The sequence below is a fragment of the Flavobacterium lindanitolerans genome (assembly GCF_002846575.1).
GTDB lineage: Bacteria > Bacteroidota > Bacteroidia > Flavobacteriales > Flavobacteriaceae > Flavobacterium > Flavobacterium lindanitolerans.
Genome location: NZ_PJND01000009.1, coordinates 255,346 through 281,745 on the forward strand (window position 1 = coordinate 255,346; position 26,400 = coordinate 281,745).

At 37.6% G+C, this 26,400-nt stretch carries 22 protein-coding genes; 14 read left to right on the forward strand and 8 right to left on the reverse strand.

The window, feature by feature from the left end; translation table 11 throughout:
• Positions 1–16: 16 nt before the first annotated feature.
• The 5 genes from gcvT (at position 17) to B0G92_RS13805 (ending at position 5,814) form a co-directional block, all read left to right on the forward strand.
• Positions 17–1,099, forward strand: coding sequence for a glycine cleavage system aminomethyltransferase GcvT (gene gcvT / locus B0G92_RS13785; RefSeq protein WP_101472649.1), 1,083 nt, complete (start codon positions 17–19; stop codon positions 1,097–1,099).
• Between the two features lie 6 nt (positions 1,100–1,105).
• Positions 1,106–3,154, forward strand: coding sequence for a S41 family peptidase (locus tag B0G92_RS13790; RefSeq protein ID WP_101472650.1), 2,049 nt, complete (start codon positions 1,106–1,108; stop codon positions 3,152–3,154).
• A 7-nt stretch (positions 3,155–3,161) separates the two neighbouring features.
• A complete protein-coding gene (locus B0G92_RS13795; RefSeq protein WP_101472651.1) occupies positions 3,162–4,196 on the forward strand; it encodes an LIC11966 family surface protein in 1,035 nt (344 codons plus the stop codon).
• Positions 4,197–4,256: 60 nt separating this feature from the next.
• Entirely contained in the window at positions 4,257–4,967 is a 711-nt protein-coding gene (locus B0G92_RS13800) for a YebC/PmpR family DNA-binding transcriptional regulator (protein ID WP_056073320.1), read from the forward strand.
• Positions 4,968–5,067: 100 nt separating this feature from the next.
• Positions 5,068–5,814: a head GIN domain-containing protein gene (locus tag B0G92_RS13805; protein ID WP_101472652.1), complete on the forward strand. Its 747-nt coding sequence runs from the start codon at positions 5,068–5,070 to the stop codon at positions 5,812–5,814.
• Between the two features lie 75 nt (positions 5,815–5,889).
• On the opposite strand, the gene capA is transcribed toward B0G92_RS13805, so the two are convergent.
• Together capA and B0G92_RS13815 are read right to left on the reverse strand one after the other, a co-directional pair.
• Positions 5,890–6,930: a cysteate synthase gene (capA, locus tag B0G92_RS13810; RefSeq protein WP_056073314.1), complete on the reverse strand. Its 1,041-nt coding sequence runs from the start codon at positions 6,928–6,930 to the stop codon at positions 5,890–5,892.
• A 78-nt stretch (positions 6,931–7,008) separates the two neighbouring features.
• Positions 7,009–9,069 (reverse strand): S9 family peptidase, encoded by a 2,061-nt coding sequence (locus B0G92_RS13815; RefSeq protein WP_375153607.1) that lies wholly within the window; start codon positions 9,067–9,069, stop codon positions 7,009–7,011.
• A 145-nt stretch (positions 9,070–9,214) separates the two neighbouring features.
• Between B0G92_RS13815 and B0G92_RS13820 the strand changes: the two genes are divergently transcribed.
• On the forward strand, positions 9,215–9,538 hold the full coding sequence (locus B0G92_RS13820) for a YbaB/EbfC family nucleoid-associated protein (protein ID WP_056073307.1): 324 nt from the start codon (positions 9,215–9,217) through the stop codon (positions 9,536–9,538).
• Between the two features lie 91 nt (positions 9,539–9,629).
• On the opposite strand, the gene B0G92_RS13825 is transcribed toward B0G92_RS13820, so the two are convergent.
• A complete protein-coding gene (locus B0G92_RS13825; RefSeq protein WP_101472654.1) occupies positions 9,630–10,655 on the reverse strand; it encodes a threonine aldolase family protein in 1,026 nt (341 codons plus the stop codon).
• A 48-nt stretch (positions 10,656–10,703) separates the two neighbouring features.
• Here B0G92_RS13825 and prfB point away from each other — a divergent pair.
• Positions 10,704–11,802, forward strand: a protein-coding gene (prfB, locus tag B0G92_RS13830) for a peptide chain release factor 2 (RefSeq protein ID WP_121366419.1) whose coding sequence is annotated in 2 segments (ribosomal slippage) — positions 10,704–10,766 and positions 10,768–11,802 — 1,098 coding nt in all. Because the reading frame shifts where the segments join, the coding sequence is not laid out codon by codon here.
• Positions 11,803–12,006: 204 nt separating this feature from the next.
• A complete protein-coding gene (locus B0G92_RS13835) occupies positions 12,007–13,230 on the forward strand; it encodes a GAF domain-containing sensor histidine kinase (protein WP_101472655.1) in 1,224 nt (407 codons plus the stop codon).
• Between the two features lie 89 nt (positions 13,231–13,319).
• Here the strand turns inward: B0G92_RS13835 and B0G92_RS13840 are convergent, their stop codons facing one another.
• The 3 genes from B0G92_RS13840 to B0G92_RS13850 form a co-directional block, all read right to left on the reverse strand.
• Complete coding sequence (locus B0G92_RS13840) at positions 13,320–14,087, reverse strand: dienelactone hydrolase family protein (RefSeq protein WP_101472656.1); 768 nt, start codon at positions 14,085–14,087, stop codon at positions 13,320–13,322.
• A 108-nt stretch (positions 14,088–14,195) separates the two neighbouring features.
• Positions 14,196–15,479 carry an inorganic phosphate transporter gene (locus B0G92_RS13845; RefSeq protein ID WP_056073288.1) on the reverse strand — a complete coding sequence of 428 codons (1,284 nt, stop codon included), beginning with the start codon at positions 15,477–15,479 and terminating at the stop codon, positions 14,196–14,198.
• A gap of 23 nt (positions 15,480–15,502) precedes the next feature.
• On the reverse strand, positions 15,503–16,147 hold the full coding sequence (locus B0G92_RS13850) for a DUF47 domain-containing protein (protein ID WP_056073285.1): 645 nt from the start codon (positions 16,145–16,147) through the stop codon (positions 15,503–15,505).
• 195 nt (positions 16,148–16,342) lie between these two features.
• On the opposite strand from B0G92_RS13850, the gene B0G92_RS13855 reads away from it, so the two are divergent.
• From B0G92_RS13855 to B0G92_RS13865, 3 genes are read left to right on the forward strand one after another with little or no spacing between them, the layout of a single operon-like run.
• Positions 16,343–17,971, forward strand: coding sequence for an acyl-CoA carboxylase subunit beta (locus B0G92_RS13855; protein ID WP_101472657.1), 1,629 nt, complete (start codon positions 16,343–16,345; stop codon positions 17,969–17,971).
• Between the two features lie 5 nt (positions 17,972–17,976).
• On the forward strand, positions 17,977–18,642 hold the full coding sequence (locus tag B0G92_RS13860) for a class I SAM-dependent methyltransferase (RefSeq protein ID WP_101472658.1): 666 nt from the start codon (positions 17,977–17,979) through the stop codon (positions 18,640–18,642).
• A gap of 23 nt (positions 18,643–18,665) precedes the next feature.
• Positions 18,666–20,282 (forward strand): M1 family metallopeptidase, encoded by a 1,617-nt coding sequence (locus B0G92_RS13865; RefSeq protein ID WP_101472659.1) that lies wholly within the window; start codon positions 18,666–18,668, stop codon positions 20,280–20,282.
• Positions 20,283–20,305: 23 nt separating this feature from the next.
• On the opposite strand, the gene B0G92_RS13870 is transcribed toward B0G92_RS13865, so the two are convergent.
• Together B0G92_RS13870 and B0G92_RS13875 are read right to left on the reverse strand one after the other, a co-directional pair.
• Positions 20,306–21,352 carry an AMP-binding protein gene (locus B0G92_RS13870; RefSeq protein WP_101472660.1) on the reverse strand — a complete coding sequence of 349 codons (1,047 nt, stop codon included), beginning with the start codon at positions 21,350–21,352 and terminating at the stop codon, positions 20,306–20,308.
• Complete coding sequence (locus B0G92_RS13875) at positions 21,330–22,319, reverse strand: CPBP family intramembrane glutamic endopeptidase (RefSeq protein WP_101472661.1); 990 nt, start codon at positions 22,317–22,319, stop codon at positions 21,330–21,332. Before B0G92_RS13875 ends, B0G92_RS13870 begins: the two co-directional genes overlap by 23 nt.
• Before the next feature lie 117 nt (positions 22,320–22,436).
• Between B0G92_RS13875 and arsC the strand changes: the two genes are divergently transcribed.
• From arsC to B0G92_RS13895, 3 genes are all read left to right on the forward strand, one after another.
• Positions 22,437–22,778, forward strand: a complete 342-nt coding sequence (gene arsC, locus B0G92_RS13880; RefSeq protein ID WP_101472662.1) for an arsenate reductase (glutaredoxin) — start codon at positions 22,437–22,439, stop codon at positions 22,776–22,778.
• Positions 22,779–22,876: 98 nt separating this feature from the next.
• Positions 22,877–25,357, forward strand: coding sequence for a TonB-dependent receptor (locus B0G92_RS13885; RefSeq protein WP_056073266.1), 2,481 nt, complete (start codon positions 22,877–22,879; stop codon positions 25,355–25,357).
• 468 nt (positions 25,358–25,825) lie between these two features.
• Complete coding sequence (locus B0G92_RS13895) at positions 25,826–26,380, forward strand: STM3941 family protein (RefSeq protein ID WP_101472664.1); 555 nt, start codon at positions 25,826–25,828, stop codon at positions 26,378–26,380.
• Positions 26,381–26,400: the final 20 nt, after the last annotated feature.

Consider the following 26,400-nt stretch of genomic DNA (forward strand, 5'->3'; position numbering starts at 1 on the left):
TTTATACACAGCACAAATGAAAAATACCGCGCTTACGCACGTTCACGAAAATCTTGGAGCTAAAATGGTTCCTTTTGCAGGATATAATATGCCAGTACAATATGAAGGAGTAAATATTGAACACGAAACTGTTCGTAACGGAGTTGGAGTTTTTGATGTTTCACACATGGGAGAATTCCTTATTTCAGGTCCAAATGCCCTGGCTTTAATCCAAAAAGTAACCACAAATGATGCTTCTACATTAACCGTAGGCAAAGCACAATATTCTTGTCTTCCAAACGAAAATGGCGGTATTGTAGACGATTTGATTGTTTATAAAATGAAAGAAGACCAATATTTGCTGGTTGTGAATGCCTCTAACATTGAGAAAGACTGGAATTGGATTTCTACAAAAAATGATGTTGGTGCTGAAATGAGAAATATCTCTGACGACTATTCATTATTAGCCATACAAGGACCAAAAGCTGTAGAAGCAATGCAGTCACTGACGTCTGTTGACCTTGCTGCAATCAAATACTACCACTTTGAAGTGGGAGATTTTGCCGGAGTACCGGATGTAATCATTTCTGCAACTGGCTACACCGGTTCGGGCGGTTTTGAAATCTACGCAAAAAACGAAAACATCGAACAAATCTGGAATAAGGTATTTGAAGCCGGAAAATCATATGGTATCAAACCTATCGGATTAGCGGCAAGAGATACGCTTCGTCTTGAAATGGGCTTCTGTCTTTACGGGAATGACATTAATGACACGACTTCGCCTATCGAAGCCGGTTTGGGTTGGATTACTAAATTCAACAAAGAATTTACCAATTCTGAAAATCTTCTAAAACAGAAAGAAGCCGGAGTCTTAAGAAAGCTTGTTGGTTTTGAATTGACAGAAAGAGGAATTCCACGCCATGACTATGAAATCGTTGACAAAGATGGAAACATCATCGGGGTAGTAACTTCCGGGACTATGGCACCATCTTTGAACAAAGGTATTGGTCTGGGCTACGTTACCACAGAATTCTCCGGAGTAGATAGTGAGATTTTTATCCGTATCCGAAAAAATGACATCCCGGCCAAAGTCGTTAAATTGCCCTTTTATAAAAAATAAAAATATATGAATAGAATCCTGCTGTTTTTACTGTTTATCCCTTTTGTATCACATTCACAAGATAGCGGTAAATCCTGCGATGTTCTTATAAAAATAAACAAGCTCATCCAACATGAGCATTTCAATCCTAAACCGGTAGACGACAGCCTATCGGTTTATGTTTTTGAAACATTAATGAATGAATTGGATACGGACAAAAATATTTTCCTGAAAACGGAATATGATTATCTGTCAAAGTACAAATTCAAACTTGATGATTATATTGCCGGTAACGACTGTTCTTTTTTCGAAGATTTTTCCAAAACCTATAAGAAAGCTCTGGAAAGAAGCAAGACTGCCATTGAAAAATTACAGAAAGAAAAGCTGGATTACAATACAAACGATACAGTCCGTTTTACCAAAAAGAATTTTCCGTTTTATGTAAAAGCAGAAGACGTGAGCAAAGTTTTTGCAAAAAGGCTGCGTTTTGATATTTTGGAAGATATTGCCAAGACCAGTAAAAATTATGATTCCCTAAAACAGAACTTTGCAAGTCTTGAAAAAAAATCAAGGGAAAAAATATTCGAGACAGCCCTTTGTAAAATCACCAACAGGCTGGACTCCAAAGAAGGTATCGAAAAGAACATCCGAAACAGTTTTTACTCTATTTTCTGTTCCTACTTTGACCCGCATACCTCCTACTTTTCATACGACACCAAATCCTCTTTCCTATCTGAACTTTCCACAGATAATTTTTCTCTGGGAATGTATGTCTCCCTGAATGAAAATGAGGAGCTGATTGTTCAGGAAATTGTCCCGGGAGGCCCTGCCGCAAGAACAGAAATCATAGAAAAAGGAGACCAGGTAATTAAAGTATCTCCCAAAAAAGGAGAAGATTTTCTCGTTTCCTGCAGTTCTCTGGAAACCATTGGAAGTATTATTTTTTCAGATACTCACAAAGAAATTACACTTTCAATGCGAAAGAAAAACGGAACATTATACGATGTCACACTTCAGAAAAAAATAATGAAGGCAGACGACCATGCGGCCTACAGCTATATAGTGTCAAAAAACAACACCCGCATCGGATATATCAATATTCCGAGTTTTTATACTGATTTTGACAGAAACACGGTTCAGGGTATTTCGGATGACGTTGCAAAGGAAATTCTAAAGTTAAAAAAAGATAATATTGAAGGACTGATACTTGACCTTCAGGATGATGGGGGCGGTTCTATGGAAGAAGCCATAAAATTGTCCGGAATGTTTATTGACGCTGGCCCTATTTCCGTTTTGGTCAACAATAAGAAAGAACAAAAAATCATTAAGGATTTCAATCGGGGTGTTGTATATAATGGCCCCATAGTTGTATTGGTAAATGGAAATTCTGCTTCGGCCAGTGAATTTTTTGCTTCTGTGATGCAGGACTATAACAGAGCTATTATTATAGGAGCAACAACATTAGGTAAAGCTTCCATGCAGCAAATACTTCCAATAGAAAACGGAAACGAACAGGATTTTGTTAAACTGACCATTGAAAAATTCTACCGAATTACAGGAAAAAGCCATCAGCTAACCGGAGTTGTTCCTGATGTAGCGATTCCAACCCTATATGACGGTATTATTTCAAGGGAAAAAAGCAGTAAAACGGCATTAAAAAATGATGTTATTACTACAAAGGCTAAGTTTGTTCCTTATTCAAGAAGTGATTTTGAAAACCTGATTGCACAAAGCAAAAAAAGAGTCAGCAACAATGCCTATTTCAATGAAATAAACGCTATCAATACAAAAATCAATTCCATATACAATTCTCCAAAAGATCCAATCCTGTTAAATTTTGAAAGCGTATTCAAAGATGTACACAGTATTGATGCGTTTTTTGATTCCGTAAAAAAGATAGTTGAGACACCAATTGATTTTGAAATTGCGAATACTTCCTACGAAAAAGAAATATTGAAATTTGATGAGTTCCAGAAAAGCATTAGCGAATATCGTATTAAGGACTTAAAGACTAATGCTTATGTTTTGGAAGGCATCAATATTATTTCCGATTATTACGCCACTAAAAAAAACTAGACAATCCATGAAAAAAACCGTACTTGCCATTTTTGCCTTATTTGCCATAACACTAGCCAAAGCCCAGGATTTCCGAACTCCTGTTGATTATCTGAACTTTATCGGGAAAGAATCTGCTGCTATTTCGAGAAATACGTGGAATTACACTAAAGCTGTTGCACACAGCAAAAGTGCCAGAAGGATTGATGCTTCCCGAAAAGCCTTGCTCAAATCGATACAAAATGCTTCAAAGAAAATAGCCGGGCTGAAAAACGGCTACAAAGGAGACACTGAATATCGAGACCAGCTCCTGTCCTATCTGTCGATTTCGGAAAAATACATCAATGATGAATATGAAAAAATCATCGACATGCAGGAAGTTGCAGAACAATCATATGATTTTATGGAAGCCTATATTATGGCACGTGACCTGGTAAATGAAAAAATAAATGATGAAGTTGAAAAGCTCAACGCCAACCAGAAACTTTTTGGGAATAAATACAATATTCAGATTACGGATGATAATTCCGATTTAAGCAAAAAAATGAGGGCTTCAAATGCCGTCTTCAAATACCATACGGAAATGTTCCTTATCTTTTTCAAAGTGAATGTAACCGATATAAATCTGATGAAATCAATTGAACAAAAAGACCTGAATGCCATACAACAACACGCTTCTTCATTGGAACTTTATGCCAATGAAGGTTTGGAAAAGCTAAAAACAACAGTTCCTTTTAATAAGGATGCCAGTCTGATTGAAGCGACAAAAAAAGCACTTGAATTTTATAAAAAAGAGGCGATTGAGCTTACGCCTAAAGTAGTTTCATTCCTGATGCTGAACCAACAGGTAGAGGACACTAAAGAATCTTTGGATAAAAAACCTGAAAAGAACAGGACAAAACAGGAAATTGACAATTTCAACAATCTGGTAAAATCCGTAAACAACGAAATCAGCGAATACAATAAGCTGAATTCTAAGTTCTACCAGAACAAAATAGCCGTTAATACGGAATGGGAACAGGCCGGTGAACAATTTATTTCAAAACATGTTCCGAAAGATTAAAATAGATTTGAAATAAAAAAGGATAAAACTTATTTTTGCAACGTTAAAAAAATTTTAGAAATGGGAAGAGCGTTTGAGTTCAGAAAAAATAGAAAAATGAAGCGCTGGTCAGCAATGGCTAAAGCATTTACAAGAATTGGAAAAGATATTGTAATGGCGGTTAAGGAAGGCGGTCCAAATCCGGAGTCCAACTCCAGATTAAGGGCAGTTATCCAAAATGCCAAAGCTGTGAACATGCCTAAGGATAATGTTGAAAGAGCTATCAAAAAGGCAACGGACAAAGACACGGCAAACTATAAAGAAGTTTTATTTGAAGGATATGCACCACACGGAATTGCAATCCTGATTGAAACTGCTACAGACAATAATAACAGAACTGTAGCCAACATCAGAAGCTATTTCAACAAATGCAACGGAACTTTAGGAACACAGGGTTCTGTAGAGTTTATGTTTGACCATACCTGCAACTTCAGAATTCCGGCAGAAGGAATCGACATTGAAGAAATGGAATTGGAATTCATTGATTTTGGTGCCGAAGAAATTTTTGCCGATGAAGACGGCATCCTGATTTATGCTCCATTCGAAAGTTTTGGCGCCATCCAGAAAGAATTGGAAAACAGAGGCATTGAAATCCTTTCTTCCGGATTTGAGAGAATTCCGCAGGTAACCAAAAAACTTACGGAAGACCAGATAGCAGACGTAGAGAAGCTTTTGGAAAAAATTGAAGAAGATGACGACGTTCAAAACGTTTACCATACTATGGAAGAATAAACACAGAATTATCTTTAATACAAAACTCCTGAATACTCAGGAGTTTTTTTATTTGTAGGAATTGCATAAATTTACGATTCAATCATTTAATTAAATCATCATGAAAAAAACACAATTCTTATTGCTATTCGGCTTATTCTTTATTGCTGTGGCAAATTCACAAACCAAGACAGAAAGCAGAACTGTTGGTAATTTTTCAAAAGTTGAATCGAGAGGTTCAGCAAAAGTAGTTCTGGTAGCGGGCAATTCAAATACCCTAACTGCCGAAGGAGATGAAAAAACACTACAAAACCTGATTACCGAAGTAGAAGGAAATACGCTTAAGATTTATATCAAGAGTACCAAAAAACTAAACCTTAAAGGCGAAGTAGTTGTAAAGGTCCCGATTAAACAATTAGACGAAGTAAGTCTTTCAGGTTCTGGAAGTATCAAATCAGAAATTTCTATAAAGTCTAATAAGTTTGTTGCTTCAGTAAGCGGTTCTGGAAAAATAGATTTGGATAATGTAAACGCTGATGCTGCTTCTATAAAAATAGACGGTTCCGGAAAAGTTGAAATGAACCTTAATGCCAATACTGCAGACGCCAAAATTAATGGCTCCGGCAAAATAGAATTAGAGGGAAGAGCCAATGTTTTTTCTACAGAAATTAGTGGTTCAGGTAGTGTAGATGCTTCTGATTTTACTTCATCGACCACTAAAGCGGCTATTCATGGTTCCGGATATGTCAAAACAAAAACCGAAAAAGACCTTACTGCCGATATTCAAGGTTCAGGGGTTGTAAAATATACAGGGAATCCCAGTATAAAGAAAAACATCAGCGGTTCCGGACAGGTAACAAAAGGCTAACCGAAACTGTTCTCAACGGATTAAAATAAAAAAACTCCGGAAATTCCGGAGTTTTTTTATGCTTTATAAAATCGGTTATTTTATGAATTCTATTTTCTGAGCTTCTTCAGCATTTACGCTATCGAAGAATCCTTGTTCGTTCATCCAGTCATCACTAAATACTTTGCTCATATATCTTGAACCATGATCAGGGAAAATAGCAATTACGTTACTGTCTTTATTAAATTCACCTTCTTCTGCATATTGTTTGATAGCCTGAAGAACGGCTCCGGAAGTATACCCTACAAATAAGCCTTCTTTTTTGGCTATTTCTCTTGTAGCGTGTGCGCTTTCTTCGTCGGTTACTTTTATGAATTTGTCGATAGAATCAAAATCGGTTGCTGTTGGAATTAAATTTTTCCCTAAACCTTCGATTCTGTATGGGTAGATTTCATTAGAATCAAACTCTTTTGTTTCGTGGTATTTTTTCAATACAGAACCAAAAGCATCAACACCTAATATTCTAATGTTTGGATTTTTTTCTTTAAGAAATTTTGCGGCTCCGGAAATAGTTCCTCCTGTTCCGCTACAGGCAACCAGGTGTGTAATTTTTCCGTTGGTTTGCTCCCAGATTTCCGGTCCGGTTGTTTGGTAGTGTGCATCAATATTCAGTTGATTGAAATACTGGTTGATGTAAACAGAACCTTTTGTTTCTTCATGAAGTCTTTTTGCAACATTATAGTAAGACCTTTCATCGTCTGCTGAAACATGGGCAGGGCAAACATACACCTTGGCTCCCATACTTCTCAGCATATCTATTTTATCTTTTGATGATTTTGAACTTACTGCCAAAATACAATTGTAGCCTTTTATAATGCTCACCATTGCAATACTGAATCCCGTATTTCCTGATGTCGTTTCAATTATTGTATCGCCTGGTGACAAAATCCCTTGTCTTTCGGCTTCCTCAATAATATATAATGCAATTCTATCTTTAGTGGAGTGTCCCGGATTAAAAGCTTCTACTTTTGCGTAGAAATTACCTTCTATATTTTCAGTGACTTTATTGAGCTTAATAAGTGGGGTATTACCTATTAATTCCAATACGTTATTATAAGCTTTTATTTCTTCTTTCATAAAAAAATAGTTAATCAAGGCAACTCATTGAATTTTTATTGACCTCAAATCCTTGCAAATTTAACAAAAAAAATCTAATTAGTTTTCAATTCCTTCTAAATCTAACAAAAAACTGAATTCCTTAGCTAATTCCTTCAATGCTTCAAACCTTCCTGAAGCACCTCCATGCCCCGCATCCATGTTAGTATCAAGGAATAACAAATTAGTATCCGTTTTCAAGGTTCTTAATTTGGCGACCCATTTCGCCGGTTCCCAATATTGAACCTGCGAATCATGAAGTCCTGTTGACACATACATATTTGGATAATTCTGTGCTTTGACATTATCATAGGGCGAATAGGATTTCATATAATCGTAATATTCTTTTTCGTTTGGATTTCCCCATTCATCATATTCCCCTGTAGTAAGCGGAATTGTATCATCAAGCATAGTCGTTACAACATCTACAAAAGGAACCTGTGCAATAACACCATGATACAGTTCAGGTGCCATGTTTACAACCGCTCCCATCAATAAACCACCAGCAGAACCACCTTCGGCATACAGATGTTCAGCGCTGGTATATTTTTCCTTAATTACAAATTTGGAACAATCTATAAAATCAGTAAAAGTATTTTTTTTATGGAGTAATTTACCATTCTCATACCATAATCTTCCCATATCTTCACCTCCGCGAATATGGGCAATGGCATAAATAAATCCTCTGTCTAAAAGCGATAGTCTGGTAGATGAAAAATAAGGATCCATAGTAGCGCCATAAGAACCATAGGCATATAACAGCAATGGATTTTTACCATCTTTTTTCATTCCTTTTCTGTAAATCATGGAAATAGGAATTTTAGTACCGTCTTCAGCAGTAGCCCAAACTCTTTCTTCTACATAATTTTTCTTGTCAAACTTTCCGCCCAAAACCTGCTGTTCCTTCTTGATTTCCTTTTCTTTCGTTTTCATATTGAAATCGATTACGGAAGATGGGGTTCCAAGTGACTGATAGCTGTAACGCAAAATCTGCGTATCAAAGTCCGGATTTGTAGAAATATTAGCGGTATAGGTTTCGCTGTCAAACGGCAGATAATACTCCCCTTTTCCATTCCAGGGCATAATCCTTATCTTGTTTAATCCGTTAGAACGTTCACCAAGAACCAAATAATCTTTAAAAATTTCAATGTCTTCCAGCAGCACGTCTTCACGATGCGGAATCAAATCTTTCCAATTTTCCATAGAAGTCGCTTTTTCAGGCGTTTTCATCAATTTAAAATTGGTTGCATCATCTTTATTGGTCAATATGTAAAAGCTATCGCCATAATGAGCTATACTGTATTCCATTCCTCTGACTCTTGGCTGAAAAACTTTAAATTCGCCATCCGGGTCATCTGCTAATAACGTCCTGAATTCTGTCGTTAAAGTACTTGAAGAACTGATTACGATATATTTTTTTGATTTTTCCTTGCTTACAGAAACATTAAACGTATCGTCTACTTCATCATAAACCAAAACGTCCTGTTCCTGCCTGCCGCCAAGTTTGTGTTTGAAAACCTTATCCGAACGCAAGGTCTGTTTATCCTGCTGTGTATAAAACAAGGTTTTATTATCATTAGCCCATGTTGAGCTACCCGTTGTATTTTCAATTTTATCTTCAAACAGCTTTCCGGTTTGGAGATTTTTTACCTGGATAGTATAAATTCTTCTTCCTATAATATCCACTCCAAAAGAAGCGTATTTATTATCCGGACTAATGCTCACTCCTCCTAACTGAAAATAGGAATGCCCTTTTGCCATCTCATTGCAGTCAAAAAGAATTTCTTCCTTTGCAGTAAGGCTGCCTTTTTTTCTGGCATAAATAGGATAATCTTTACCGGTTTCAAAGCGCGTTATATACCAATAGCCATTAAAAAAATAAGGCACGGAAGAATCATCTTCTTTAATCCTGCCTTTCATTTCCTCAAACAGCAACTTTTTCAATCCTTTGGTATGAGCGGTCATCTCCTCATAGTACTGATTTTCGCTATTCAGATAGTCAATAACTTCTTTGTTTTGTCTATCATTTAACCAAAAATAATCGTCTACTCTTTTATCGCCGTGCTTTTCCAGCGTTTTAGGTATTTTTTTTGCTGTTGGCGGGGGTATTGTTATTGACATTTTACGGAATGTATTTTGCGAATATGAAGTTGCAAAAATAATACAAAGGCAACATAAAATTAATTTATTTTTCATCTAATTCTCCCTTGAATATGACTATGCAATTTAATAATTTCGCAATTATAAATCATAAAAATTATCAACAATGTTTGGAGACTTAATGGGCATGATGGGCAAACTAAAAGAAACCCAACAAAAAATAGAAGAAACTAAAAAAAGGCTTGATTCTGTTTTGATTGACGAGCAAAGCAACGACGGGCTTTTGAAAGTTACGCTTACGGCTAACCGTACAGTAAAATCAATAGAAATAGACGACAGTTTACTGGAAGACAAAGAACAACTTGAAGACTATCTGGTATTAGTTATGAACAAAGCCATCCAAAAAGCAACAGCTGTAAACGAAGCAGAATTAGGCGCAGTAGCAAAAGACGGTATGCCTAATATTCCGGGTATGGATATGTTTAAATAGCTGTAAGCGATAAGCTGTAGGCTGTAAGCAATATGCTTTAGGCTTTAATTAGTAAGCGATTGGCTTACAGCTTAAAGCCTAGAGCGTACATCTAAAAAGTTAGTTTTTGCAACGTTTCTATGACATAGGTATGCATGACATCTCTATAGTCCAGATGGGTAACAATTCGGAGTTTGCCTTTGCCTAATGAACTGATAAAAATATTTTTCTGCTTTAATTTTTCAATCACAACATCTTCATTATACTGCGGTTTTACGGCAAATATCAAGATATTGGTTTCCACAGGTTCAACGCTTTCTACCCAAGGCAATTGTTTAAGTATATAAGCCAGTTCTTTTGCCTTGTTATGGTCTTCCTGCAAACGGCTCACATTATGCTTTAAGGCATAAATTCCGGCACCTGCCAAATAGCCTGCCTGACGCATTCCGCCACCCAACATCTTTCTGATTCTCAAGGCACGGTCCATTGTTTCTTTACTTCCTAACAATACAGAACCTACAGGCGCGCCTAATCCTTTTGAGAGGCAGACGGAAATCGTATCGAATAATTCTCCGAAGTGCTTCGGATTTTGTCTTTTTGCCACTAAGGCGTTCCACAAACGGGCACCGTCTAAATGGTATTTTAAGTTATTTTCTTTGCAGACTTCTTTAATCTTAGCAAGCTCTTCTATTTCATAGCAAGCTCCCCCCCCTTTGTTTGTCGTATTTTCTATACTTACCATACTGGTTAAAGGACTGTGGTAAAATTCCGGAGGATTAATCGATTCTCTGACTTGTTCTGCCGTAATCATTCCTCTCTTCCCATCAACCAAACAACAGGAAACACCACTGTTAAATGATGCTCCACCTCCTTCGTAATGAAAAATATGCGACCATTTATCACAGATTATCTGCTCACCCGGATTGGTATGCAGTTTAATTGCCGTTTGGTTAGCCATTGTTCCGGAGGGAAAAAAAAGCGCTGCTTCCATCCCAAATATACTGGCGACCATCTCTTCTAATTCATTGACGGTCGGGTCTTGCTTATATACATCATCGCCTACTTTTGAACGAAACATCTGCTGTAGCATTTCATTTGTCGGTTTTGTTACCGTATCGCTTACTAAATTTATTTCCATAATATCAAAAGTATACCTTATTTTTGTGGGTATAAAAGTATAAAATTTATGACAACTACCGAACAAATTAAAGGTATTGTAGAACGCCTTGGTGCGTTGAGGAGGTATCTTTGACGTCGATAAGAAACTAATCGAAATTGCTAACGAAGAAGAAAAAACACTAGCTCCTGATTTTTGGAACAACCCCAAAGAAGCCGAAGCACATGTTAAAATGCTGCGTTCCAAGAAAAAGTGGGTTGAAGATTACGACAAAGCTGTTTCTCTGGCCGAAGAACTGCAATTGGCTTATGAGTTTTACAGAGAAGGCGAAATGACCGCCGAAGAATTGGACGAACAATACAATCTGGCCAATACGCATATCGAAAATATTGAGTTCAAAAACATGCTGTCTGATGAAGGCGACAGTTTAAGCGCAGTATTGCAGATTACAGCAGGAGCCGGTGGTACAGAAAGCTGTGACTGGGCCCAAATGCTAATGCGAATGTATATGATGTGGGGTGAAAAGAATGGCTACAAAATCAAAGAACTGAACTTTCAGGCTGGCGAGGTAGCCGGAATAAAAACAGTAACACTTGAATTTGAAGGCGATTATTCTTTTGGCTATTTAAAAGGCGAAAATGGCGTTCATCGCCTCGTACGAATTTCACCTTTTGACAGCAATGGAAAACGCCATACCTCTTTTGCTTCGGTGTATGTATATCCATTGGCGGACGACACTATTGAAATCGAAATTAATCCTGCTGATATTTCATGGGAAACCATGCGTTCAAGTGGTGCGGGCGGACAGAATGTTAACAAGGTTGAAACAGCCGTACGACTCCGTCACCACCCGACTGGAATCATTATCGAAAACTCTGAAACCCGTTCTCAATTAGACAACAAGACCAAAGCCATGCAATTGCTGAAATCGCAATTATATGAAATCGAATTAAAAAAGAAGCAGGCGCTGCGGGACGAAATTGAAGCCAAAAAGATGAAAATCGAATGGGGCTCACAGATACGAAACTATGTGATGCATCCGTATAAATTGGTAAAAGATGTAAGAACTGAGCAGGAAACCAGTGACGTGGAATCTGTTATGAATGGTGAAATTGATGAGTTCCTGAAAGCATTTTTAATGATGATGGGACAAAAAGAAGAGGAATAATCATACAAACATAAAATCGCGAATTATAGCTCAGACCCCTAATTTACTGGTAATGAGATATAATTCGCTTTTTTATTTTTCATTATTTTAATATTTTTTTAAGAAATTATGGTTTAAGTGTAACAATTTCTCCAAACAGAAGTCCTATCTTTATCTGAGATTCTTAAATTAAAACCGATTTAAGGTCTTAATCTGGAGGATGCCATGATTTACAAAAAGCCCATTTCATTTATTCCGAATAACGAAGCTTTACGGCTTCAGAAACTTTATGACTATCAGGTTCTTGATACGCATTCGGAAGACACCTTTGACAAGATTGCCCTATTGGCCTCGCAAATATTCAATACCAAAAATGCTTTCGTAACTTTTGTTGACGAACACCGTGTTTACTTTAAGGCTAACATAGGCGATTTTCAGGCAACAGAAGTTCGAAGAGAAGACAGCTTATGTTCGCTGGCAATTCTGGATGAAAAAATTACGGTCTTTAGTGATACCCGGACTATTCCTGATTTATCTGAAAATCGTTTTGTCAATTCTCAAAATGGAATACGGTTTTATGCCGGTGCTCCTTTAAAAACTCCTGAAGGATATTCTGTAGGAACCGTTTGTGTTATTGACAGTGCACCCAAAGAAGTCACAGAACATCAAATGGATATGCTACGAACACTTGCCGATATTGTAATCAACAAACTCGAAAGCAGGCTGCGCTACAACACCATTATCAAGTCACAAAACGAACTTATGGGTATTGCCCTGCATGAAATTAAAAATCCGCTGGCATCCATAAGCCTTGCCAACGACATTTTAAGGCTTGACACATCAAAAACGCAAAAGATGACCGATATGATTAAATATTGTGTCGCTACCATACAAAATAAGCTAACCGACCTGCTTAAGCTCTCTGAAGACGGCGAGAAAGAACAAAGACTTTCTATTGAAGAAGCCGACCTGAAAGAAATGCTGGACCGTTTGGTAAACAATTTTGAATTACTGGCTAACAAAAAGAACCAGATAATTGAATTGACAATTGAAGATACGCTCCCAAAAATCAATATCGACAAAACCAAAATTTCTGATGTGCTCCATAATCTTTTGAGCAACGCCATCAAGTATTCTTACAGCAATACCACAATCAAAATTATTGCTAAAAAAATTGATGATTTTGTAGAAATTGAGTTCCAGGACCAGGGACAAGGACTGAATGATGAAGACGCCGATAAACTTTTCAAAAAATTCGCCAAATTAAGTTCCAAACCAACCGGAAAAGAAAGTTCTAACGGATTAGGATTATCCATTTGCAAGTCGTTTGTGGAGTTGCATAAAGGGCAAATTTTTGCCAAAAGTCCCGGAAAGGAATTAGGTACTTCATTTTTTATCTCACTGCCTATTATCTATAAGCAGGAAGAAACTGAAATCTCACATCATTAAAAAACTTATACGTTTTAAACCTTGCGGCTCTGCACCTTTACGTGACATTATTGCTCGCAAAGACGCAGAGCCGCAAAGTTTTGTAATTCTTATTTCAACACTTCGTTGAAGAATAACTTCATTGCTTCCCAGGAACGTTTATCTGCCAGTTCATTATAAGCTGCTCCTTTCGAATTATCGTTTCCGGCACTTTTTTCAGTAAATGCATGAACTGCATCAGCATAATAATTCATTTGCCAGTCGGCTTTGGCCGCTCTCATTTCATTTTGGAAATCCTTGATTTCTTTTTCTGAAATATACGGGTCATCTGCTCCGTGAAGAACCAACACTTTTGGCTGTATGGCACTTATTTCACGGGAAGCATCTTTACCCAAACCTCCGTGGAATGATACTACTCCCCTTACTTTCATATTAACTCTTGCCGCTTCCAATGCACCTGTACCTCCAAAACAATAGCCTATCACGACCACATTGTCAGCATTAGCACCCTGTTTTACCAATTCCGCCAAAGCGAGCGAAATCCTGTTCTGGTATTCTTTAATATTTGTTTTATAATATCCGGATTTTTCGCCTGCCTCTTTTGTGTCTTTGGGTCTTTTATCTGCTCCATAAATATCGGCCACAAAAGCATAATATCCCATATCTGCCAGCTTGGTTGCAATCTCTTTGGAATGTTCATCAACTCCTTTCCATGCCGGAAGAATAAGCACACCAGGTTTATTTCCTAGTGCTTTTTTAGGAACTGCAGAAAAACCGCTTAAAATTTGTGCATTGTCTTTATAATCAACTTTTTTAAGCTGGGCCATAGCTACATTTGTTACCAATATTGAAAGAATAATAAAGTTTCTGGTTTTCATTTTTTTTGTTTTTATTAAAAATAACTATTTATTTGCTAACACCGGGTTAAGAATGTGCTAAAAGCAAAAAACCACCGCAAAAGCAGTGGTTTAGTGTATATTGTTTCGTTACAGGAACATATTCAGAACATAGTAAAACAATGCTGCTAAAATAGCTGAAATCGGAATAGTTAGTACCCAGGCCCATATCAGGCTAACGGTAACTCCCCAACGAACGGCAGAAATACGCTTAGTCAGACCTACTCCAATAATCGAACCTGTAATTGTGTGGGTTGTACTTACCGGGATTTTTAAGTGTTCTGTAAAATACAAAGTCAAAGCTCCTGCTGTTTCTGCGGCAACTCCTTCAAACGAAGTTACTTTTGTAATTTTAGATCCCATGGTCTTTACAATCTTCCAACCACCACTCAATGTTCCGGCTGCAATAGCAGAATAACACGCAAGCGGAATCCAGGATGGCATATGGAAATCTCCTGTTTCATCAGGAAGTACCACATTCAGCCATTCCGGCATACTTTCCTGTGGCAAGCCATTTGTGTGGATATAAACAGCTACAGCCGCTGCAATAATACCCATTACTTTTTGAGAATCGTTTCCACCATGTCCTAAACTGAAAGCCGCAGACGAAAGAAGCTGCATCTTTTTAAGCCATGATTCTGATTTACTATGGCTCATTCTGCTAAAGAACAAACAAAATGTACTTACAGACAGTATGATAAACGCCACCAAAAACCATTTGATATTATGTGCTTCAAAAACAACACTCCAAAAATGAGAATCAAAACGAGGTTTTTTAATCTTGTCATAAGGTATCATCTGATAGGCAACAAATACAACCGTAGCAATCATCAAAGCTCCTGTAAACAGTTTGGGATAAATGCTTTTTTTAGATGAATTAAGAAGCCAAATCGAAATGAGATAGGAAGCCAATGCCCCGAGCAACGGTGCGAGGACAATAAAGGCAATAATAATTATAACTCCTGAAGGCATTCCACCACCACTTGCCGCCTTGTACCATGTAACCACGTCAAAACCGGCATGGGCAATTGCCGCACCGGCAAAACCACCAATCAGAGTATGTGAAGAACTGGAAGGAATTCCCAGCCACCAGGTCAATAAATTCCAACAAATTGCGGCTATGATTCCCGCTAAAATAACCGTCAGGTTAATTTCCATCGTATTGGCTGTTTTGGCCACCGTATCGGCAACACCAAACCCAAAAACCCAATAAGCCAGGAAGTTAAAGAACGCAGCCCAAACAACAGCCTGAAACGGAGTAAGCACCTTTGTCGCAACAATAGTTGCAATCGCGTTCGCTGCATCGTGGAAACCGTTGATATAATCAAAGATTAATGCAAGAACGATTATGACAATTAATATTGTAAAATCCATAAGATTGTTGAGTCAAAAATGATTTAGGAGTGCTTAACTACCACAGATTCCAAAACGTTTGCTACGCTCTTACATTTGTCTGATGCAGATTCAAGTGCAGACAAAACTTCTTTATACTTGATGATGTTTTTAGCATCAGTCTCATTTTCAAAGATATCGGCAACCGCTTTGTCAAAAACGTTATCTGCCTTACTTTCCAACTTATTGATTTTTTTGCAGGCATCTGCAATCGCTTTAAGATTTTTCAAATCTTTCAACTCTTTTATCGCAATACCAATATGCTGGCAGGCTTCCAGGTTGATTTCAGTCAATTTACGAATTGATTTCGTGATTTTTTCTACCTGATACAAACGCATTCTACTGGCAGCACCATGCATATAATCTGCCACATCATCCATTGATTTTACAAGGGCGAAAATATCCTCACGGTCAAATGGAGTAATAAAGTTTCTGCTTAGCTCCAGGTGGGTTTTGTGTGTAATTTCCTCAATAATAGCCTCTAGCTCTTCGATTTTTCTGAAATAGTTCTCTCTTTCTAGCTTTGGCGCATTTACTGCCTCGTGCAAAGTTTCAGCCAATAAGATTAAATTTTGTGAAGCCTGTTCGAAAAGAGGGAAGAACTTTTTATCTTTAGGAACTAAAAACTGGAAAATACTGTTTAAAGACATAGGTTTGTTATTTAATGGTGCAAATGTATCTCTTTAATGTTAAGACAATATTAATAAATCATAAATAAGCAGTTATTAAAATTTACGATTTGGTAATATTGGAAAGTACTTCCTGAAAGCCGATTTCTTTTTTATTGCAAACGTTTTCGTATTTTAGCAATCTCAAAAAAATAAGCAAAATACACTCTATACATTATGGATATCAACTTCAATAAAAACGAAGACCACAACAAACTCTTATTATCTGATTTAAAGCAACGCTTCGCTAAAGTAAGACTGGGCGGAGGCGAAAAAAGAATAGAAAAATTACACGCAGAAGGTAAAATGACCGCCAGGGAAAGAATTGATTACCTTCTCGACCCTAAAAAAGAAAGTATTGAAATAGGCGCATTTGTAGGTGATGGCATGTATGCTGAACATGGCGGTTGTCCATCCGGAGGCGTTGTAGTCAAAATAGGCTACATCAAAGGAAAACAATGTGTCGTAGTAGCCAATGATGCTACCGTAAAGGCCGGAGCCTGGTTTCCGATTACAGGAAAAAAGAACCTTCGTGCCCAGGAAATTGCCATGGAAAACAGACTGCCTATTATTTATTTGGTAGACAGTGCCGGAGTATACCTGCCAATGCAGGATGAAATTTTCCCGGATAAAGAACATTTCGGAAGAATTTTCAGAAACAATGCCATTATGAGCAGCATGGGCATTACACAAATTGCTGCCGTTATGGGAAGCTGTGTTGCCGGTGGAGCCTACCTTCCTATTATGAGTGATGAGGCACTGATTGTTGACAAAACCGGAAGTATCTTCCTGGCCGGAAGCTATCTTGTAAAAGCTGCCATAGGCGAAAGCATTGATAACGAAACATTGGGCGGTGCAACCACTCATTGTGAAATTTCAGGAGTAACTGATTACAAAGCGAAAGACGATAAGGACGCTTTAGACAAAATAAAAAATATCGTAGACAAAATCGGGGATTACGAAAAAGCCGGATTTAACAGAATACAACCCGAAAAACCAGCCTTAAGTGAAAAAGAAATCTACGGTATACTGCCTAAATTAAGAACGGAACAATACGATATGATGGACATCATCAAACGTTTGGTTGATAATTCCGAATTTGAAGCATATAAAGAAGGCTATGGCCAGACTATCATTACAGGATATGCCAGAATTGACGGTTGGGCAGTAGGAATCGTTGCCAACCAACGAAAAGTCGTAAAATCCAAAAAAGGTGAAATGCAGTTTGGAGGCGTTATTTATTCGGATTCTGCAGATAAGGCAACGCGTTTTATTGCCAATTGCAACCAAAAGAAAATCCCTTTGGTTTTCTTGCAGGACGTAACCGGATTTATGGTTGGAAGCAAATCGGAACATGGTGGTATTATCAAAGATGGAGCAAAAATGGTAAACGCGGTTTCAAACTCTGTTGTACCTAAATTTACGGTGGTTGTTGGAAACTCTTACGGCGCAGGAAATTATGCGATGTGTGGAAAGGCCTATGACCCAAGATTGATTTTTGCATGGCCAAGCGCAGAACTGGCAGTAATGGGCGGAACCCAGGCTGCCAAAGTATTAATGCAGATAGAAGCTTCATCACTTAAAGCAAAGGGCGAAGTCGTTGACGAAGAAAAAGAACAGGAGCTTTTTGACAAGATAAAAGCCAAATATGATGCCCAGGTGTCTCCTTATTATGCCGCTTCACGCCTATGGACGGATGCCGTCATTGACCCATTAGAAACCAGAACCTGGATTTCCATGGGAATTGAAGCAGCCAACCACGCTCCTATCGAAAAGCAATTTAACCTTGGTGTAATTCAAGTTTAACCACTATGGGAAATCTTTCAGAAAAAGAACTTCAGGAACTTGCAGGACAATTGAGCCATCCTAACGGAGAAAGTGGCATACAGACAGCTTACAGCATGAATGTTGCGAATGACAACATGATTCGTCACACAATAGAGCAAATTGAAATCATGCCTCATTCAAAGATTTTAGAAATTGGTCCCGGAAACGGAATCCATATAAAATATTTATTTGAGAAGGAAGCCAATCTGAATTATTATGGGATAGACATATCAGAACTCATGATTGAGGAAGCCTTAAGGCTCAATTCTGAGTTTACTGCTACCGAAAGAGCCATTTTTGAACTAACTGACGGTAAAAAAATATCGTATCCCGATTCTTTTTTCGATAGTGCTTTCACTGCCAATACTATTTATTTCTGGAAAAATCCCGCAGAATATATAAATGAAATTTTTAGAGTATTACAATCGGGAGGCTCCTTTATTCTGGCTTTTATTCCGAAAGAAGTAATGGAAAAAATTCCTTTTTCAAAATACGGATTCGAACTTTATGATACTGAAAAGGCAAAATCATTGCTTGAAAATGCCGGATTCCGTATTGAAAACATCTTATCAGAAACAGAAGAAGTTTTGAGCAATACTGGCGAAATAAAAATCCGTACTTTTACGATTATCAAGGCTCAAAAACCTTAACCACAACCTTATAAAGTCCGCTAATGAAACGATTCTTCCCTTTCTTTATTCTCTTGTGTGGGCTTCAGAACAGCCTTGCCCAGGAATTCACCAGGAAAGATTCTTTGCGTGGCGGTTTTTCTTTTGAAAGAATTTGTTATAATGTACAGCGCTATGACCTGAATATTACTATCAATCCGGAAGAAAAATCGATTAGGGGTTATAATGACATCACGTTTAAAACAGTAAAAAACACTCAAAAAATTCAGGTCGATTTATTCGAAAATATGAAAATCGACAGTATCATTTTTGATGGCAGACCTCTCGAATATAAAAGAGAATTTGATGCTGTTTTTATTACTTTTCCAAAACCATTGGCTGTTGATGGAACAGACAAAACAATACGTTGTTATTACTCCGGCAACCCTCAAATTGCAAAATACCCACCCTGGGATGGAGGCTTTGTATTCAAAACCGATAGCAAAGGAAAGCCCTGGATTGGTGTTGCCGTACAGGGAACGGGAGCCAGCTTATGGTATCCTGTAAAAGATTCCCAAAGTGACGAACCTGATTTTGGCGCTACCATAAAGGTTGCCGTACCTGACGGATTGATGAATGTTTCCAATGGAAGATTTATGGGCAGTGAAAATCTGAAAAACGGTTACACCCGTTGGGATTGGGAAGTAAAAAGCCCTATCAACACTTATGATATCACGGTGAATATTGCTGATTACGTTCATATCCATGATAACCACAACGGACTGGACCTTGATTATTATGTACTGCCGGAAAATGAAGAAAAAGCCAAAAAACATTTTGAAGAAGTAAAACCAATGCTGGACTGTTTCGAAGCTAAATTTGGCAAATATCCTTTTGCGGAAGATGGTTACAAACTTGTTGAAACTTCTTATTTAGGTATGGAGCACCAAAGCGCTGTTGCTTACGGAAATAAATACAGAAAGGGTTATCAGGGAAGTGACATTTCCGGCACGGGTATTGGCTTGCTTTTCGACTATATCACCATTCATGAAAGTGGCCACGAATGGTTTGGCAATAGCATTACTTCAAAAGATATTGCAGACTTGTGGATTCACGAAGGATTTACGACCTATTCAGAATCCGTATTTGTAGAATGCCTCTATGGTTATGAAAAAGCGATGGAATACATAAACGGGCAAAAAAAACGCGTTTCCAACAGAAGCCCTATTATTGGCTACTATGGAGTTAACGATAAAGGCTCTACTGACATGTATTACAAAGGAGCATTGTTATTGAACACGCTTCGGCATATTGTTAATGACGACCAGAAATGGTGGAAATTGCTTCTGAAATATTCCGAAACCTACCGTCATAAGATTATAGACACCCAAACCGTAATTACCTTTTTTAATACTGAAACCGGTCGGGACCTGACTCCTGTTTTTGAGCAATACCTCAGGTATAAAAATATTCCCGAACTGGAAGTAGCTGTCAAGAACAAAGAAGTAAAATTCAGATGGATTACAGATGTACCCGATTTCAAAATGCCAATTATCATAAAACAAGGCAGTAAAGAAGCAAGACTTGAAGCGACCAATAAATGGAAATCACATTCTATTAAAAATAACGACCCCGTAAAATTTGATGATTACCAATTCCTTATAAAAATAACATACAATTAAAAAGAGCGCCAATGGCGCTCTTTTTATATACTGGCTAAACTTTCTTTCCGCAACACTTTTCCGGTTGGGGTTTCTAAAAATTTAGGAATAAACAATACCACTTTTGGTTTTTCATATTTTCCAAGCTCAGCAAAAGCAGCATCGTCAATAACATAAGGGTCGCCTTCTACTGCCAAAACCAGTTTTTCACCTAATTCCTCATTTTCCTGGGAGGCTATAAAAAACCGACGGTCGATTTTATGCGATAATTTTTCTTCTATCTGCTCGGGAAAGAGCTTTATCCCTCCGCTATTGATAACATTGTCTATACGTCCAAGCCAAATAAATTGGTGGTCATTCAAAACTTTTACAACATCATTCGTCACGACGACTTCTTCTGAAATTGCCGGCGCATTAACAACAAGACAGTGTCTTTCGTCTTCCGCAACGGTTATTCCCGGTAAAACATCAAATGCTTCTTCTCCCACTCGCTTTGCGGCTATATGCGTAATGGTTTCTGTCATTCCGTAAGTCTCATAAATCGAGGAGGGGATTTTTTTCAGCTCCTCAGCCAAAGCAGAATTAACTTTAGCACCACCTATAATAAGCTTTTTTACCTGTGAAAGCTTTTCTAAAGAATGCTGTGCCTGAATTGGAACCATTGCCGCAAAATCATAGGTTTCTTCATTTCTTTCCAAAGGCGTGGAAGTAGGTTCTACAAAATCCATATCCAGGCCTAAGATAAACGCTCTGACAAACATCATCTTTCCGGCAACATATTTGGCAGGAAGACAGTGCAGTACTTTATCGCCAGGAGCCAGTTCAAAAAAATCTCCGGTAGCTAAAGCGGAATTTACCATAGCCTGTTTGCTGATTTGTATCTTTTTTGGAGCACCGGTAGTTCCGGAAGTTGTCATTTCGATATAATCCTTTTCATCAAACCAGTCCAATATAAAAATCCCGACCGGCCTTTCATAAGCCTCTCCTTCTTTTATAAAACTATAGGCAACGCGGCATAAATCGTCTTTATTCAAATGAAATCCATTTAGTTTAAAGCGATTGTGTACATCATAATATGTGGGCTTCTCCATCGTTTTTGTCAAATTGATTGCTGTGGTAAGTGTCATCAGTTGTTAGGTTATCCGGAATGGTCCCGGTCAATTTCTCTTTCCAATTTTTCCATTGGTACTTCTTACTAAAGATAAATAAAAGAATTGGAAAAATTATAAAAACCGGAAGTAAAACATCAAATCCTGCTGCAGGCTCAGAATGGTCTTTTAATATGGAGTGAGTCTGGAAAACCGTCCAGTCAGACGTTACCAGCAAACCACCAATCAAATTATTTGCGGCATGGAATCCAAGCGACAATTCAATACCTTCATCCATCAAGGCCAAAACACCTAGAAATAACCCCGTACCTATATAATATATCATAATAATATAGCCCATTTTTTCAACTTCAGGATTGAAGATATGGAGCAGTCCAAAAATTACAGAAGTCATTAACAACGGAAACCATTTATTTTTTGACAAAAGCGCAAAACCCTGCATAAGATAACCCCTGAAAACATATTCTTCGGTACTGGTCTGAATTGGTATCAAAGCTATTCCGATAATCGCTAAAATAGCAAATGGAACCGGCTGAAAATTAACTTCATAATCCTGGGGCGAAACAAAATAAGCAGCAACAGTCATAATAACGGTAATCGCTGTCCATAGTCCAAACGCGAAGAAAAAACGCTTCCAGTCCATTTTTGGCCGTGAAGTAGTCACTTCAATAAATCTCTGACGATGCAAAAATTTCAAAACAAAAAACAAAGCCAGCAAAGCAAAAGCAAACGAAATCAGCATCAGGAAGAGTGTCAGATTTGAATCGAGAAAAGTTAACATAGCTGCCTGGTCTGTTGGAAAGTCCTTATTTTCTTCAATAGATTTTACCGCAATAGCAATCATCAATGGAAACTGGCCTATCGTAGACGCAGCAATTACAATAACCGAACCCACAATATATTTCCAAAATGCGTTTCCTTTACTCTTAAAGCCTTGAGCTATAAACATATCTTAAATTTTAGTTTAGAAAATTATTAGTCCCCTAATTTATTCAATTGTTGCGAAATAATCACCTATTTTTAAATTGCATTTCTTTTCTTTGCGGTTTATTCAATTTGGAGCACTATGATTAAAATATACCACAACCCGCGATGCGGGAAATCGAGAGAAGGACTTAGCCTGCTTGAAAAGTCAAGAAAAGAGTTTGAAGTAATACAATACCTGAAAGAAGTTCCAACGGCAGAGGAACTCAAATCCATCATAAAACTTTTGGGAATACCGCCTATTGAACTGGTGCGCCAAAAGGAAGAAATCTGGACACAGAACTTTAAGGGCAAGACTTTAACCGATGAAGAAATCATCAAAATTATGGCCGAAAACCCGATTCTTATTGAAAGGCCGATTGTTGTGAATGGCAAAACTGCCACTATTGGACGACCACCGGAAAAAATACTGGAAATCCTCTAATAACATTAAATAGCTTTATTTAACAAACCTTTATGAAATCAGGCTTAAACCAAAGCCTACTTTTGCTGTCTTAAGCTAAATAATCAACATTCTAGTTAATGAAAAATCTAAAATTTGCAATATCCCTCCTATTGCTATCCGTTTCACTTCTCAGTTATGCGCAGGAAAGGCCGCAGGCTAAAAAAGTAAAAATCACAGGTAAAATTACCGAAAAATCAACTTCCCAACCTTTAGGTTATGCTACAGTAACGCTACAAAATTCTAAGCGTCCCGATGTTATAACCGGTGGAATGACTGATGAAAATGGTGTGTTCACAATAGAGGCAAATGCAGGTACTTATGATGTAAAATTTGAATTTATCTCTTTTAAGCCAATCGAAATGAAACAGCTGGCTATAGAAGAAGATAAAAATTTTGGAACCGTTGCTTTAGAAGCCGAAGCCGAAATGCTTGATGCCGTTGAAATCCGTGCCGAACGTTCGACTGTAGAAATCAAACTGGATAAAAAAGTATATAATGTTGGACAGGATATGATTGTCAAAGGAGGAACTATCAGTGATGTTTTAGACAACGTTCCTTCTGTTTCTGTTGACGTTGATGGTAATGTAAGTCTTCGTGGTAATGAAAACGTAAGAATCCTTATTGACGGAAAACCGTCCGGTTTAGCAGGTATTAATATTGCAGATGCTTTAAAAATGCTTCCGGCTGATGCGGTAGACAAAGTAGAAGTAATTACGAATCCTTCTGCCAGATATGATGCCGAAGGTGGTGCCGGAATTCTTAACATTATTCTGAAAAAAGGAAAAAATCAAGGTATTAATGGTACCGTAACCGCTACAACCGGTAATCCGGCCAATCATGGATTTACAGGAACAGTTAATTACAAAACCGAACAATTCAACCTTTTCACTACTCAAGGCTATAGCTACAGAAAAGGACCTGGAAACTCTATGACAGATACGGAATATCTGGATGAAAACGGAGATGTTACGGGTTATTTAAAGGAAAGAAGAAACAACGAAAGGTTAAACAAAAGCTACAATGGAGTTTTAGGTTTGGAATGGTACCTGGACAAATCGATTACGTGGACAAATACGTTGTCGTATAGAAGAAGTTCTGGCGAAAACCCGGATAACGTTTTCCAGTACCGATATGACCCGGCGATGAACCTGCAAAGCATCACCAACCGATTCAGCTTGGAATCTGATAAAGACGAAAACGTTGATTTCTCTTCCAATTTCATCAAAAAATTTAAAAAGGACGGACACCAGTTAACAGTTGACCTTTCCTTCTCACAAAGTGATGATGATGAAGATGCTGATATTCCTAGCAGAAATGTGTTGGACGGCACGCCAATAAGCGAGCAGAGAACCGGTAATATCCAAAAACAAAACCGTTCATTGCTTCAGACAGATTATGTTTTGCCAATAGGAGAAAACAGCCAGTTTGAAGCCGGATATCGTGGAAATTTCAATGACCTTTTAACCGACTATTCTGTAGAAAATTTCAATTATGGTACAGGTGGTTGGGAAAACGATCCACAGTTCACAAACACATTGGAGTATAAAGAAAAAGTAAATGCATTTTACAGCCAGTTTGGGACGAAAATCAACAGAATGTCTTATTTGGTAGGTTTGCGTTGGGAAGATTCCAATATTGATATCAACCAATTGACTCAGAATATCTATAAAAACAAGAAATACAACAATTTCTTTCCAAGCGCATTCTTAACGTATGAATTCAATGAAAACAGCAGTGCTTCGTTAAGCTACAGCCGCAGGATTTCAAGACCTCGCTCCCGCTCTATCAACCCGTTTTCGAGTTTGTCGAGTAACATCAACCTGTTTAGAGGTAATCCGGACCTTGACCCGTCAATGACCGATGCTTTTGATTTTGGCTACCTGAACAAATTTGGCAAGCTGACTTTTAATACGTCTATGTATTTTAACAGAACAAAAGATGCGGTACAATATGTAAGAAATACGGAAATCATCAACGGAACTGCCACTTTGGTAACTTCTCCGGTAAACGTTGGTTCTGAAGACCGTTTTGGATTTGAGTTTACATTATCCTACAACCCATACAGATGGTGGAGACTGAACAGTAACTTCAACCTGTTCCGAAACCAGACTAAAGGAAATTATACTTATACCGACTTATCCAATAATTCACAGACAATTGATTTCAGCAACACAGCTTATTCATGGTTTGCACGAATCAACTCAAAAATCAACCTTCCATTAGGAATCGACTGGCAGGCTAATACGACGTATAACGCACCACAGACCAATGCTCAGGGAAGGTCGAAAGGAATTATTAGTGCCAACCTGGCGTTTAGTAAGGATGTATTGAAAGATAAAGGAACCATTGCCTTAAACGTAAACGACCTTTTCAACTCCAGAAAAAGAATTACAGAAACGAATCTGGCAACCCAAAATGCCTATTCTGAAATGCAATGGAGAGAAAGACAAATCACTCTTTCTTTTACTTACCGTTTCAACAAAAAGAAAAACGAGAGAGAGAAACAGCCTAAAAGAATGGATAGCGATAATGGTGGTGAAGACTACATGGGCGGATAATATAAAAGCCTCCACTCAGGAGGCTTTCCACAAAAAAAGGGAACCAATTTGGTTCCCTTTTTTATTTTGAGTACAGATTTAACTGAATTACTCTTTCTTTTTGTTCTTTCTTTCTTTGTATCTCTCAAATAGAGCACCACCAATCCAATAAGGAAGGAAGCTAACTAAAAAAATCATCAACCAGAAGCCGATGGTTAAGATAGTCAAGAAAAGTAAGAAACCTAAATACTGTTGAAATTCAAACATGTTTTCCGGAATTTTTTGAATACCTGTCAAAGATAGGTGTAATATTCATTTTGACCAATAAAAACAGTAAAAATAATTTTTAAATCATTTTTTAAACCTACTTATAATCCTTATTTTTGGGCTGGCTTTCAGTAAGCTAATAAAAAATTCTCTCAAAAAGCATTTTTTACGGCCTGTATAATAAGTAATGTGAATTTCTGTCAGCCAACTAATTATATCAAGATGGATACTTCTTCTGAAACGATAATCATAAAACTGAGTCGGAAAAAAATGATACTCGCATTGCTGGGTTCTTTCCTATTCGTTATTATGGGAATCTGGATGGTAATAGACCATAAGGAAATAACCTCCATTTTTTTAAAATTTCCTCTTGCCGTATTAATCGCCGGTATCCTATCCATTCTTTTCTTTGGTTTTCTTTCTATTTTAATCATAAAAAAATTATCCTCGCAAACAGACGGATTAATCATTTCATCTGGAGGAATCACCGATAATTCAAGCGCCATTAGTGCCGGATTTATTCCATGGACAGAAATTACGGCTATTACTGAAACTTCATATGCAGGTCAGGCTTTTGTCATTATCGTTATTAAAAATCCTGAAGAATTTATCGCTGCCCAAAAAAGCAGTTTTAAGCGCAAGGCAATGACAGCAAACCACAAATCTTTTGGTGGTGCCGTAAGCATATCGGCAAATAGCCTTCAAACGACACATAAAAATCTCAAAAAGATTTTAGTTGAAAAACTAACCGAGTACAACAGAATGAATACTATATAACAACAAACAAATTACAATAC